A 13,251-nucleotide genomic window follows, 5' to 3' on the forward strand; every position below is an offset into this window, starting at 1 on the left:
TACCATAGCCCCGATTTATGCCGAACGATGCAGCAGTAAGATAACATTTTGATCATCAGATGGCTTCGAGTCTTACCGCTCTTGAAACCATCGTACAAAATTCGCACTATCCATTGGGTACGAATACAAATATCCCTGCATAAAATCCACGCCGGATGCTTTTAAATAATTTTCCTGACATTTTGTTTCCACGCCTTCGGCGGTGATTTTGAGATTTAATTCCTGTGCCAGTTTGATAATCATATTCAATACAGGAGCTCTGCTCTCTGATGTTTTTATGGCATCAATAAAGCTTTTGTCTATTTTAAGATGATCTAGCGGGAGCGTTTCCAAATAAGACAGTGAACAATATCCTGTGCCAAAATCATCAATGGCAATAATAACCCCGATTTTACGTAAATAGGTCAATACCTGCTTTGTTTGTTCATCATTCTTGATAATATTTCTTTCCGTAATTTCTATGACGAGCTTTATTCCACGGAGTCTCAATATCTTACGCAGGCTCAAAATATCATTAACAAAGTCCGGGGACTCTAAGTGTGCAGAGGAGATATTAATGCCAAGATGGAATTCGTTAGTGATTTTCCAACTATCGGTGTCCTTTAATACTTTCTCGAAAAGATGATGTGTTAAGGGGATGATCAAATCTTCATCCTCAGCCGCAGCAATAAAAATGTCAGGCGATATCCATTTGCCATCCGGCCGCCGCCAGCGCAGTAGTGCTTCAGCCCCCATACACATGCCCGTCGCAACATCTTGAATAGGTTGATAGCAAATATAAAATTCGTTGTCGTTTATTCCCTGCATTATCTTCTCAGGCAAGCTGGCTTTCCTGCGCTTCCGATGTTGGATCAGAACAACAAATAAAACCGCCAAAAGGACGCACAGGGGTAATAAAAATATAAAATCCCTGAGCCAGTATTTGAGTATGGCATACAACGGTGTTTGAACGGGAATCATCATTTATCCATTATTCTATGTCATATAACACCGGTGCCATCAGAACGTGCCATTTTTATTTATCCATCATGACCGGTTAAATATGGCGGTGTCTTCTGACATCGAGCGCGTGAAGGATATTAATGAGAGGCTGCCCGTTATCATTAGGCAGCCCTCTCACTAGGCGACGGTGCTGAAAATAGCCGGGCACCGCTGACTGTTTTTATTTTTAATGTCGTGACCACGATAAAAAATGCATGAAGTTTAGATGTCGACGCCGGTGAGCACTGAGCGTTTGATCTCCCTATCTCTTTAAACGGATAAGCGTTTAACGCCATGTTATGCAGCGGGATTTTAGGTTTATCACTTCACCTGATATGCGCAATCCGGCCGTTGAAGCTTTCACCGTGTTGGGCTGACGTTATGTCCCTTTTTAGTCAGCGGCAACTTTGTGACAGGCTGACCTGTTTCTGTCATTCGCGATTATTCGTAATCCACGGTAAAAGTCACGGTGGTATCTACGCTTCCCGCAGTCACCGTGCTGGCAGTCTGGTAAAGCCGGGCTTTGAAATCGTAATCCGTGGCTGAGGTCGAGGTTGGCTTACCTAGGGAAAGCACAGTATCCGGCGTGATGACGGTATCACCATAGAGCAGTTGAACGCCCACGCCCGTCGCCGTGCCGCTGTCGTTGGAAAAAACGGCGCTTACGTTACTGTCTGGTGTTCCTGAAAAGGTGATTGATGGCTTCAACGTTGACGCAGAACACGTCATGTTTATGCTGAAATCCGTCGTTTGAGCGGTCGTGCCGACTTCCGTCAGATTTTTGGTGTATGCCGTTCCCAGATCAACTGACGTGTCGTAAGTATTCACCTCGCAGGACGTCGCGGTGACGGTTGTTGTGCCACTGAACGACACGGCCCAGTCAACTTCATCAAAGTGCATGTTGGCAATTATCGCGCTGAGATCAAACTCCCCAGAGGCAACATCATTAGACGTCACAATCAATTCAAGGTAGGCGTCTTGCTCTGCCGGGGTTGTACTCCCGGTTAATGTCACTGTATCACTGTTGTCAGGCCAGTAGATGGTGAGCGTTTTGGGCTGATTTGTCCGGAATACACCTTTGACACGAAACCCAAGTCCGGCAATGCCTGTCTCGTAGACGTTGTTACCGTAGGAAGACCGTGTTGGGGATTCGCCCGCCCACTGGGTTGTAAAGGTATAGTCGCCTGTATCTGACGAAGTCATTGAGGTTGTCGCAGCCTCAGAGGTATAGACGACTTTTCCTACGGCCGTATTAGCGGGGAGTGTAAGTGAAGATGGCAGCGCAATTGTACTACTCGATGGTGAGAACTCGTTGGTTGACGTCGCTGTTGCATTGAATCCTGTTAATAAGAAAACTAAAAACAATATGCTTCTTAGATAATTACAGTGTGAATTTCTGGTGCGTTTGCTCATTTTCATGCTCTCATCCTCTGCATTCCAGCGTTGCCATCACTATCCCGTTTCTCGTCACAGCCCGGTCCGCCCTAAAAGGTGCCTGACACTCCCGGCCGCCGGGTAGAGTGGCTTTGATTACGCTATTCGCTGCAACCCCCGTCAGCCACACCTGTCCCTGCTCGTTGGACATTCCAGCGGCTTCGCCCGCCGAGACCGGCGCGCCCAGCGGTAGTGTTTTCCCGTTATGCGTCAGCGTCAAAAACACCCGGAAGCCCACGTGGGTACGGTAATCCGCCAGTACCAGCGCTTCTTTCTGCGGTATCTTACGCAGCATCGGATCCGTGACATCCACGTCATCCGGCAGCGTGGACGTGTCCAGATTGACGTTGTTTTCCCGGTAAGCCGTCAACGAAGGCACCACGGCATAGCCCCGCCAGTCCGTGACCAGTCCGGTCCGATTCCTGACCTTCACGCCATCCGCGGCCGGTGCTCTGACCAGCGCGTAGCCGGCTCCTTCTGACAACTGCTGCGACAGAGTCATACCATACGGATGCGCCACCAATGAACCACGTAGACTCCAGTTAACGGTTTCTCTCTGGCCGTAGTAGTTCGCATATCCGAGCCCCGCGGTGGCCCGACCGCCCCGGTAGGTGCCGGTCAGTGCCGTGCTGTTCGTGGTTGTGCCGGAATTGTTATGTGCTTTCGCCTGAGAGACAGACCAAGACAGGTTGTTTGCAGTGAGCGCCGTGCCCGACAGCGTGGACGTCAGACTGTTGGTTCCCTGATCGGACCGCGACCAGCTGTTGCTCATCCGGAGATTGCTGCCCGGCGACGACAGCCATTTGCCGAGCGGCAGGCTGACGCTGACGGAGGTGATGTTGTCGGTTTTATCCGTCTGCCAAACCTTGCTTTGACTCTGGTTCAGACTGACCGATATTCCGTTAAAAGCTTTGCTCCAGCTCCCGGTCATGGAGCGCGTTTTTGAGTTACTGCGGTTCCAGTATTCCGACTGGTAGGCGGAGAGGGAGATCGCTCCCAGCCATCCAATGTTCTGACTCAGGGTGATCTGCGCCTTGCTTTTCAGACTGTAGCGAGAAGCCAGGCTGCTGCTGTAGTAGTAGTTGCTGGCTTCATCGAAGCTGTAGAAACCGTCTGTGGCGTAGCGATAACCCGCCAGCGTCATTGAGGTGCGAGTGATATCAAAAAGCTTGCTGTATTTTGTCTGAATGGATTGCCCACTGTGAGTGGTGCCGTCGCTGAACGTCGACTGGGCATGGGTGATATCCAGCGACACGGCCCCCAGTTCCCCCATGCTTTGGCCGACGCCGATCATACCTGAATGGTAATGTTCAGCGGCAATGAGCCCCCCGTAGACCGAAGTATTGTTCAGCAGGCCGTAGAGGATTTCAGTTTGTGCGAACCGCTGACCGAGGGCGTTGCTACTGTCCTTATAATAGCGGGTGCCATATTCCCCGGCGGTAACAGAGTATTTCATGACGCCTTTGCGAACCGAAATGGGCGGCGAAGCGAAAGCCTGTGTGAAAATGCGCACCGTACCGTCCTCTTCCCTGACGGTAATGTTGAGATCGCCCGAGGTAGACGTCGCGTACAGATCGTTGATGATAAAGGCACCGGGCGACACAAAAGTCTGATAGAGCAGGTTGCCATTCTGGCGTACTTCAACTGTGGCATTGGTCATCGCCACTCCCCGAATTTCCGGGGCATACCCCCGCAGACTGTCCGGTTGCATTTCATCCTGAGTGGACAGGCTGGCCCCACGAAAACTAAAACTGTCAAAAACCAGGCTGGGACTGGTGGCTTCGCCGGCGACCAGGCGGGCACGCAACGAGCGAATATCTCGTTCAACCCAGGTTTGCGTGCTGCTCCAGCGAGTACGGCCCTGACTGGAGCGGGTATAGTAGCTGTCATTGCGTAACCGCCACTCACCCAGATTGGCTCCGTTGCGCAGGCTAATGTACTGCGTGCTGGTTTGTTTGCCGTTCTTGTGATTTTGCACTTCGGAGCCGGAGGCACTGTAAGAGGAAAACAGCATGGGAATGCCGCTGTCCCATTGTTCGGGGGGAATATCGCCCCGGGCACGGTTGTCCAATGCCGCCTGAGGAATACTCAGGTCCAGTATCCGTCGATCAAAATCGAAGTCGCTGTCTGCACCGCGGATGTAGTCTCCCGGTTTGATGATCGGGGCGTTTGGGGCTATGGCGACAAGCGCGGGGAACACTTGCACTTTTACGCCCAGCTCATGAAGCAGCGTCGGCGTGAGCTGTGGGCACAGGCGGTTGCCGTCACACACAACAAAACGCAGGAGATGTTCACCGGCGCGGGTTTTATTTACGCGGACCTGCACCTTGTACTCGCCGGGCATTTGAATGTCAGTGCGCGACAGCAGTGAAAGGTCGGTTTGCGCTTTTTGACTTTCATCCAGATGCAGGGCATTAACGTTGAAGTACATTTCCGCCTGCACAGACAAAGCACTGGCCGCATACCCACAGAGCACCAAAACCTTTAACCGAGGCCATGTGTGGTGGCGGACTTTACATGACAAGACTGGCGTCATACTCAGAATTTTCATTAGAAACGAATCCCTCGCGATACCGTCATTCCACCGAAGTCATTGATAGTGCTGAAATTGACACTGCTTATCGGTCGGTCGTTCACCGGCACAATCTTCGACGCCTTGGGCATGATGGTGCCGGGCCGGTCGATCTTTCTACCGTTGACTGACATGCCCGTCAGCGTCACCACGTAAGGCGTGGGATTGTCGAACGAAATCCCCCCGGCTACCGGCGTGACTTTCAGCTTCTGTACGGCCAGTTCGGCGTCTTTGGCAGAAAGCCTTTTGGCCGGTAGATCAGCTTGATGATGTTTTGCGTAGCGATAGTCAGGCGTTTCGGGTCGGCTTTTTTCTCCACGGCAGGGATGGCGCGTACATTGAGCAGGTACACGCTTTCCCGGTCTTGCGGCAGGGACGGCAAGGAGGTGTAAACGACGCGAATGGCGCTGTCGCCATTCAGCCCTTGTTTGAACAGGGGAGGCGTAGCGATGAACGGAATATTTTTGGTCTTACGTTGTAGGTCGGAGACCCATACCTGAACGAGATACGGGGTGCTTTTCCCTGCGTTGCTCAGGGAGAGACTGGCCTCTTTTTGGGTCGCATCGTAGACCAGACGGGTTCCCCCTAGAGTTAATCCATCGGCATGGCTGGTAATCGATGCAAATAGCAGGCACGCGCCCGCCATATGTCGGCTAGATAGCTTCATGTGACAACCTTATAAAAAAATAATCAAAAACAGATCGGGCTGGCCTGAAGGCCAGCCCTGCAACATCAGGAATCGCTGTAGTTGATGGTAAAGGTCACATCGGTATCGACGTTGCCGCTATAAGCCGTGGAGCCGGTGTAGTCGACCAGATAAGCATTGAAGTTACCTGTTGCTGAGGTGACTTCGGTTGACGTTAAGGCATTGAACCCGGTGTTGGCTGCGGCTGTGCCGGAGGTGTAGTAGGTGCCGGTACTGTCGGCATCTTCGATGCGGATACCCAAGCCGCTGATATCGGTGTCGAACAACTCGGTATAACCGCTGCTCGTTACCGGCGTGCCTTCGAAGGTGATGGTCGGCGCTGATGCTACGGCACAATCGACCAGTTCAATAGAGAAAGGTGTGCCGACAGTGGCATCACCCGCTGAACCGAAGGTGGTATTACTGACGGTCCCAAAATCAACCGTACCCGCCGTGGAAGAAGCATCCGCCACGCTGTTGACGGTACAGGACGACGCGGAAATGCTTGCCTTGAAATTGATAGTGCCATCAGTTGCCTGAGCCAAACCTGAAGCGGTCAGGGATATCGCGGAGATAGACAAGGCCAAGAGAGTTTTTTTAAGCATGATACAGTCCATAAATTTTAGTGTTGTTAAAAAGAAAAAGACCACTGCAAAGGTGAGTCAATAATGCAGCTGCAGCATTATATGATCGGTAATACCGATCAATGAAATAGTTATTTGGCGTTTTTGCCTATCAATGTTGGGTGGATTGAACGGTGAAATGCAAAAAAAAACAAAAAGCAACCCAAAAACAAGCGCTATGCAAACGTTTGTTAGTTATTGATGAGGTGGGTGTGATGCTATTTAACAATCGTGAGGAGTGTGTAAGTGGTTAATAGAGAGATTTTTTTCGCCGTTTTTTTCGCGATAAATGAATATCAAGCGATAAGCCGAGTGTGATTTCGCCATAACGTCATTCGATAGCGTTGAATGGATCAGAAGAGATTTAAAGACGTATTCAGGCGGGTGGTTAATGTCAGTCGTCGTTCAATGCGGCCATGCTTGCTTATAGAGCAGGAGGGGAATAATGGTTAATTCGAGGGTTAAACCCGACAAAACCCGACTTCTGCCTGCATGTTTGATAGGCCGATACGACTTTGCCGGATTTTTTAGGTAAGTAGTTATCAGAATTGTATTTTTGTGGATATTAACGGAAACCGTCAATTTGTGATGTTGTTGAACAGGACCTGACAGGGTCAGTCCGTCGAGCCGCAGGTTGATAATCCATCAACAATATACCTTTCAAACTTATGTTTTATTCGGAATCATGGATTACAACACTGAGCAGTGAAAGCTAAACGGCAATAGTTCTGCAGTATCCCATAGCCCAGGACGGCAACGCGTACCGGTCATCGGGTGATGTCTGCCTCGGGAGACGGGGCGCTGCTGGGCTTTTTATGCCTGGACAGGTAGTTATGTTGAAAAATGCACATCCGAATGGCGTTGCGGTACTCCCCATTGATAAAAAATTCGTGAATTAACTCACCTTCAACATCAAATCCCAGCTTGCTATAGATGTGAATGGCTTTTTGATTTTCCTTGTCCACAATCAGATACAGTTTGTAGAGGTTAAGAATGGCGAAGCGTAGTCCATCGCCAGCTGTGCGGCGGCGCTGGCGTAGCCATACCCTTGATGCGCCGGGTCGATGATGATTTGAAACTCAGCGCGGCGGTGGATGTGGTTGATATCGACGAGTTCCACCAGTCCGACTTTGACCCGCTCGTGTTCGATGATAAAGCGGCGTTCGCTCTGGTCATGAATATGTTTGTCGTATAGATCGCTCAACTCCACGAAGGCTTCGTAGGGTTCTTCGAACCAGTAGCGCATCACGCTGGCGTTGTTATCCAACTGATGAACAAAGGGTAAATCATCGCGTTCCAAGGGCCTCAGGCGAACGATGCTGTTCGTGTTAGACATAATAAATCCTCTGTCATCAGTAGGTTATCGATCAGGTCTGGTTCTTTCTCGTTCATTATAGTGCCCGATATTCTCAATTTGGCGAACGATTTTTGTGCTTCATTGAATTCTAATTGGAGTAATCCACTATTTAAAATAATATTTTCTGTTGGAAATAAGGTATTATTCCTTTAGAAAAGATTGGGCTCTGCTGTATTTTATTTAATCCCATAAGAAAGCTATATTGATTTTGGCTTCATTATTCGCAACGTGGTTTCTTTTTTGTTCAAATAACCATTATTCATCCCCATAATAGGCACCATATATATATTTTATTCCCTTTATCATTTGGTGATTAATTTTGATATTGAAAGGCTGCCTGTTTTGCTGATTATTTAATCATTAATGGACCGAAAGTCATGGTAAGAAATAGGGGAGAGGTCAGATAGGACGGTGCCTGGGCCTGTGTAGCTGATGTGCTTGTGGCCGAAAATAAAAAGCACATTCTGATTGGGGGCGTTTTATTGATGCGTCAAATAGGCATTCTGGTAATTAAAACTAAAAGAAAATAATATTCCCTGGCTTCGAACTGCGAAGTTTTTTCATTTTAAAGTAAAGGGATTACACACCATGAATAACAAATTCAAATTAGCCGCAGCGGCTTTCGCGGTATCTCTGCTGGCGGGCTGTTCCTCTTATAATACCAGCCAGCCGACTATCGGACTGGAAGGCCGTGTCGAATCTTCCGTTAAAGCGGACATCACCGTAGGCGAAAAAATTAACGGTGAAGCGTCTGCAAACGTCCTGTTCGGTGTTATCAAATGGGGTGAAGGCGACAAACACATCGATGGCGTAAACTACGGTACTGGTGGCGCGCTGTCTTTCGCGGACATTTCTGCTTCCGTGAAATCTGCTGCTGCCTACAACGCAGTTAAAGCGTCTGGCGCAGATCTGATCGTCGCTCCGCGTTACGAAGTGACCACCAAAGACTACGGCGTGTTCAAACAAGTGCACGTGGTTGTTACCGGTTATAAAGGCACCATCGCCAGCGTTAAATAATAACGTTACCTGCTTGCCTGGCGCTCAGCGCCGGGCAGTTTTCCTCTCAGAATATCTCCCCACCGTTTCCCTCTAAAAACATCTCAATATCCCAGGATCGCGCTATCCGCCGGATGGCAGACAGTGACGCTGAAACTTCGCTATGAATAAAGTGAAGAGAAAAAGCACTGCCCCGTTTCCGGAGCAGTGACGGCCGAGCAGGAATTAAAAGTCTACGCTGGCGCGCAGTACCACTTCCCTAGGTTCGCCCACGGATACGCGCAGGTTGCTGCCGCTGGAGGGATAGTATGTTTTGTCGAACAGGTTTTTCACGTTCAACTGCCATTTCACCGCATAGCCGTGGATTGGCAGGCTATAGGAAACGAAAGCGTCGGCGACGGTGTAATCGTCCAGCGTGAAGCTGTTGGCGGCATCGCCCGCCCTGCGGCCGACGTAGCGCGCGCCTGCGCCGACGCGCAGATTGTCTCCCGCATGCAGCCCAAGGTTGCCAAAGTCCTGCGTCAGGAACAGTGATGCGGTGTGACGTGCCGCGTTCGGCATCCGGTTGCCGTTGTTGTCCGGGTCGGAGGTGACGCGTGCATCCGTATAGGCGTAGGAACCAATCAGGCTGAGCGAATCGGTCAGCTTACCGGCCATGTCCAGTTCAACCCCTTGTGAACGCACTTTGCCCGCGGTGCGCGTGACGGTCTCGCCGCCGACGTCTTCGCTGACCATCACGTTGCGTTTGTGAATGTCGAACAGCGCGATGTTGGCGGTGATGCGATTAGGCAAATCCAGTTTGGCGCCGATTTCATAGGATTTGCCCAGTTCCGGCGGCAGCGCGCCAATCTGGGTGGCGATAGAGGTGTTCGGCTTGAAGGATTCGCTATAGCTGGCGTACAGAGAGGAGTAGGACGTCAGGTTGTACACGACGCCGGCGCGCGGCACGAGACGGCTATATGAACCATCGGTGTTGGCGACGAACGGACGACCTTTACCGGACATCACGTCGAAGTGGTCGTAACGCAGTCCGCCTAACAGCATCCAGTTAGCGTTGAGGCGGATAGCGTCCTGCATGAACACGCCGGTGCTGTCGACGTTTTCACGCTGGTCGCTGTCCGCGGCGCTGACGGAAGTCGAGGCCGGCAGCAGTCCGTAGACCGGGTTGTAGACGTTGAAGTTAGTGACCGCGGTGCCGCGGATCATATCGCCCCGGTAGGTTCGGTCGGCTTCATGGTCAACGCCGAAAAGCAGTTGGTGGTTGGTCTGCCCCCAGTCAATATCGCCATTTAACGTCAGTTGAACGGCCTGCGACTGACTATGCGCGTAGCCGGTCGAGTCGGCCTGGCGGGTCAGCGCGCCGGTAGTCGCGTTGTATTTGGTGGCGCGCGCCTGGTTATCGTTGTAGCGATTGCGGCTGTAGGCGTAGGTCAGGCTGGTTTTCCAGCGGTCGGACAGATTGTGATCCGCCTGGAAGGTCAGGGTGTCCTGATCGCCGCGAGTGGCGTTATAGCTTTCATCGAAACGGCGGTCGCGCGGGACATCGACCGGTTTGCCCGTACGGCTGTCAATGACCGTGCCGCGGTCAAACGGCGTCAGGTATTCCTGGTGCTCGTAAGCGACGCGTAAGGTGGTGTCCTCTCCGTACCACATCAGCGACGGCGCGAGGGTGGTTTGGCGGTTGCGGCCGAAATTGCGCCAGTAGTCGGTTTCGTCGTGATCGACGATCATGCGATAAGCGAGTCCGGAGTCGCTGATTGGGCCGGTGACGTCCAGCTGTCCACCGCCGCCGTTGAAGCTGCTGTTCCAGCCTTCAATATGGGTTTTTTGCACCAATTCGGGCTTTTTGGTGATGACGTTAATCACGCCGCCGGGTTCGCCCATGCCGAACAGCATGGAGGCGGGCCCTTTCAGCACTTCGACACGTTCGCTGGTCGGCGTAAAGTTACGCGCCTGAATAGAACGCACGCCGTCATGGAAAATCGATCCGTCACGGTTATCCCCGAAGCCGCGTTTAATCAATGCATCCTGCGTTCCGCCCAGCGTATTGGACTGAGTAATGCCGCTGACATTGTAGAGCGCTTCATCGAAGTTGGTCGCTGACCAGTCCTGAAGAACTTGCTGCGGGACGACGTTAACAGCCTGAGGGACGTCCAGAAGGCGGCTTTCGGTGCGCGTACCCGTTACCGTCTTGTGAGGCTGATAGCCGCTCTCCTTGGCGCTGGAGGGCGTTGTGTCGCGAGTCACGACCAGCGTCTCTTCCTGCGAGGGTTGTTGCGTCGCCGCCTGCGTGGTGAAGGGCATAACGGCCAACAATGGCCAACCTTTGCGCCATAAATGATTATTCATGTGATAACTGACTCCAATAGGTCCCTGAAAAATCGATCGGTAAAAACTGCTGATAGAGTTGTTGTAAGGTGTGTTGCGGGTCGATATCGCTAAACAGCGACGGGTAAAGCGCTTTGGCGAACATTTCCACCATCACCACGTGGTAGGGGCTGAGGTAAAAGTTGTGCCACATGCTCCAGGCTCTGCCGGATTGCGCCGCCTCCAGATGTGAAAGTAACGGTTGTTGCCGCAGCAGTGCGCTGAAGCTGTCGCGAGCCTCCTCCGGCGTGACTTCCGGGCCAAGCATCAGGTTGGATACGCGTTTACCCTCTGGCCCGGCCATGCCGGTGGCGATGTAGACGTCTGGTCTGGCGGCCAGCGCCTGTTCGGGGTTAAGTTCGCCGTACACGCTGTGGATGGTGCTTTTGGCGATGTTGTCGCCGCCCGCGAAGTCGAGCAGTTCGCCCAGGTTCCCGTTGACGGCGGTGGTGCAGCAGGTATCACGTCGGCCGAGATGCAGGTGCAGCATGACGGTGGTTTTTTTACCCTGATAGCGGCTGATGCGCTCGTGGATAACGTCCATATGCCGCTGATAAAAGGCGCTAAACGCTGCGGCACGTTCGGGCCGGTTCAGCGCTTCGCCCAGCAATTGGAGGCTGGGAAGGGTGTTTTTGAGCAGTTCGATGCGCAGATCGACATAGATATAGGGAATACCGGCTTCCGTCAGGACGTGCTGCAAACGCTGTTCGTTATCCGACCCTTTCGCCAGACGCGGCAGGATCACCAGATCGGGTTTGAGGGGGAGCAGGATTTCGGCGTTGATGGTGTTGAGGTTGCCATTACCCAAAATAGGAATGTGGGCGATGGCCGGGAATTTCTGGGTGTATTTATGCCAGCTTTGGGCGTCATAGCGCGCCAGATCGTTGGGCCAACCCACGATGCGTTGCGCCGGATTGCCGGGTTCCAGCAATGCGAGCGTGTACAGCATACGGCTTTCACCGAGCACGATGCGTTGGGGATTATCCGGGATGCTGACCTGGCGCCCCATGATGTCGGTGACGGTTTTCGCAGGAGACAGCGCACTGAACAGACTGCAAATCAGCAAAGCGATGTAAGGAAGTACCGGGCGCATGTAAATTATCCGTATCAATCAAGCAGCGAAAGATAATAATTATTATTGGGATTTTCAATACAGATAATGCAGGGGTAATGGGATAGAAATTAAAAACCTTTTATCTCAAAGACATTTAGCGTGTTTCGTAAATAAATAAAATGCGCTCCAGCCCGTGAACATGACTGGAAAAGAGAGGCGAGTCTGGCGATCGCGTTTTGGTTCGTTCCGCGTTAGGTGAACCGAAACGCTCGCGGGTAAATGCAGCGACCCGCCGGTGGCCGGGAGAGAAACAACCGGCCACCGGCGAGCGTGTTCAGGAAGCGTCTGTGCGATCGTGGCGTTCGTAGCCGCGCGCGAAATGACGCTCTAGGCGGGTTTGCAACAGCTCCAGCACCATCGACATCAGCCAGTAAATCGCGGCGGCGGAGGTCAGCATTTCCATGTAGTGATAGGTGCTTCGGCCATATGACTGCGCCAAAAAGTTCAATTCCCACAGACCCATCAAAGAGACCAGCGACGAATCCTTAATCATGGAAATAAACTGCGAACCCGCGGGCGGGATAATGATGCGCAACGCCTGCGGCGTGATGACGTGCGTGATGATGGTCCAGCGCGAGAGTCCCAGCGCCATTGCGGCTTCTTTCTGACCGCGCGGCACCGACAACACGCCGCTGCGGATGGTTTCGGCCAGATAGGCGCCATAGTTGAGCGACAGCGCGATAATGCCTGAGGTGAAGGCTCCCATCACGATCCCAACCTGCGGCAAGGCGAGGTAGATGATGAGCACCTGCACTAGCAGCGGCGTACCGCGGAATAGCGAGACATAAAACGTGGCGCAGCCAAAGGCCAGCGCGCTTGAGGAGAGACGGCCCATCGCGGTGATCACGGCGAGCAGAATGCAAAACAGCATGGATATGACGGTGATGACGATACTGAGCACCGCGCCCTGAATGAAACCGTCTGGCGACAGATGGAGCCCTAACATGGACGGCAGCTTTTGACGGATCAGGTCAGTGTCTAGGTGCATGCTGGCAAACAGCCAGAAAAGCAGTCCGATCAGCAATAGCCAGGTCAGCCCGGCCCGAACGCGGAACCCTGAACGGTTATCCTGGCTTCGCGCCGGTGCGCGCATCTTATCGCGAGGCGAGGAAGACGGTGTTT

General features: G+C 52.3%; 10 protein-coding genes and 1 pseudogene. 1 reads left to right on the top strand and 10 read right to left on the bottom strand.

Annotated features, from left to right (window positions below):
- Positions 1-72: 72 nt before the first annotated feature.
- The 7 genes and pseudogenes from AU509_RS03190 to speG all read right to left on the bottom strand — a co-directional run bounded on the left by AU509_RS03190 (position 73) and on the right by speG (position 7,631).
- Entirely contained in the window at positions 73-963 is an 891-nt protein-coding gene (locus AU509_RS03190) for an EAL domain-containing protein (RefSeq protein ID WP_094117640.1), read from the bottom strand.
- A 459-nt stretch (positions 964-1,422) separates the two neighbouring features.
- The gene (locus AU509_RS03195; RefSeq protein ID WP_094117641.1) at positions 1,423-2,400 is read right to left on the bottom strand and encodes a fimbrial protein; all 978 of its coding nucleotides are present in this window, start codon (positions 2,398-2,400) and stop codon (positions 1,423-1,425) included.
- Between the two features lie 4 nt (positions 2,401-2,404).
- Complete coding sequence (locus AU509_RS03200) at positions 2,405-4,846, bottom strand: fimbria/pilus outer membrane usher protein (RefSeq protein WP_162896344.1); 2,442 nt, start codon at positions 4,844-4,846, stop codon at positions 2,405-2,407.
- Positions 4,847-4,965: 119 nt separating this feature from the next.
- Positions 4,966-5,121 (bottom strand): hypothetical protein, encoded by a 156-nt coding sequence (locus AU509_RS19015; protein WP_409359744.1) that lies wholly within the window; start codon positions 5,119-5,121, stop codon positions 4,966-4,968.
- A 68-nt stretch (positions 5,122-5,189) separates the two neighbouring features.
- Positions 5,190-5,654, bottom strand: coding sequence for a fimbrial biogenesis chaperone (locus AU509_RS03210; protein WP_094117643.1), 465 nt, complete (start codon positions 5,652-5,654; stop codon positions 5,190-5,192).
- Positions 5,655-5,719: 65 nt separating this feature from the next.
- Entirely contained in the window at positions 5,720-6,277 is a 558-nt protein-coding gene (locus AU509_RS03215) for a fimbrial protein (RefSeq protein ID WP_162896345.1), read from the bottom strand.
- A gap of 785 nt (positions 6,278-7,062) precedes the next feature.
- A pseudogene (gene speG, locus AU509_RS03220) lies at positions 7,063-7,631 on the bottom strand (spermidine N1-acetyltransferase).
- 609 nt (positions 7,632-8,240) lie between these two features.
- Between speG and AU509_RS03225 the strand changes: the two are divergent.
- Positions 8,241-8,669, top strand: a complete 429-nt coding sequence (locus AU509_RS03225) for a hypothetical protein (protein ID WP_094117644.1) — start codon at positions 8,241-8,243, stop codon at positions 8,667-8,669.
- A 204-nt stretch (positions 8,670-8,873) separates the two neighbouring features.
- On the opposite strand, the gene AU509_RS03230 is transcribed toward AU509_RS03225, so the two are convergent.
- The 3 genes from AU509_RS03230 to AU509_RS03240 all read right to left on the bottom strand — a co-directional run bounded on the left by AU509_RS03230 (position 8,874) and on the right by AU509_RS03240 (position 13,222).
- Positions 8,874-10,997 (bottom strand): TonB-dependent siderophore receptor, encoded by a 2,124-nt coding sequence (locus tag AU509_RS03230; protein WP_094117645.1) that lies wholly within the window; start codon positions 10,995-10,997, stop codon positions 8,874-8,876.
- Positions 10,990-12,108 (bottom strand): ABC transporter substrate-binding protein, encoded by a 1,119-nt coding sequence (locus AU509_RS03235; RefSeq protein ID WP_094117646.1) that lies wholly within the window; start codon positions 12,106-12,108, stop codon positions 10,990-10,992. The genes AU509_RS03230 and AU509_RS03235 overlap by 8 nt, the downstream gene beginning before the upstream one ends.
- A gap of 295 nt (positions 12,109-12,403) precedes the next feature.
- Positions 12,404-13,222: an amino acid ABC transporter permease gene (locus AU509_RS03240; protein WP_100053499.1), complete on the bottom strand. Its 819-nt coding sequence runs from the start codon at positions 13,220-13,222 to the stop codon at positions 12,404-12,406.
- Positions 13,223-13,251: the final 29 nt, after the last annotated feature.

It is taken from the genome of Lonsdalea britannica, from assembly GCF_002111595.1.
GTDB classification, from domain to species: Bacteria; Pseudomonadota; Gammaproteobacteria; order Enterobacterales; family Enterobacteriaceae; genus Lonsdalea; species Lonsdalea britannica.

What these genes read in the sequence shown, in the direction of transcription:
- AU509_RS03190 (WP_094117640.1), bottom strand. Translation starts at nt 963, where the DNA reads ATGATGATTCCCGTTCAAACACCGTTGTATGCCATACTCAAATACTGG.
- AU509_RS03195 (WP_094117641.1), bottom strand. Translation starts at nt 2,400, where the DNA reads ATGAAAATGAGCAAACGCACCAGAAATTCACACTGTAATTATCTAAGA.
- AU509_RS03200 (WP_162896344.1), bottom strand. Translation starts at nt 4,846, where the DNA reads ATGTACTTCAACGTTAATGCCCTGCATCTGGATGAAAGTCAAAAAGCG.
- AU509_RS19015 (WP_409359744.1), bottom strand. Translation starts at nt 5,121, where the DNA reads ATGTCAGTCAACGGTAGAAAGATCGACCGGCCCGGCACCATCATGCCC.
- AU509_RS03210 (WP_094117643.1), bottom strand. Translation starts at nt 5,654, where the DNA reads ATGAAGCTATCTAGCCGACATATGGCGGGCGCGTGCCTGCTATTTGCA.
- AU509_RS03215 (WP_162896345.1), bottom strand. Translation starts at nt 6,277, where the DNA reads ATGCTTAAAAAAACTCTCTTGGCCTTGTCTATCTCCGCGATATCCCTG.
- AU509_RS03225 (WP_094117644.1), top strand. Translation starts at nt 8,241, where the DNA reads ATGAATAACAAATTCAAATTAGCCGCAGCGGCTTTCGCGGTATCTCTG.
- AU509_RS03230 (WP_094117645.1), bottom strand. Translation starts at nt 10,997, where the DNA reads ATGAATAATCATTTATGGCGCAAAGGTTGGCCATTGTTGGCCGTTATG.
- AU509_RS03235 (WP_094117646.1), bottom strand. Translation starts at nt 12,108, where the DNA reads ATGCGCCCGGTACTTCCTTACATCGCTTTGCTGATTTGCAGTCTGTTC.
- AU509_RS03240 (WP_100053499.1), bottom strand. Translation starts at nt 13,222, where the DNA reads ATGCGCGCACCGGCGCGAAGCCAGGATAACCGTTCAGGGTTCCGCGTT.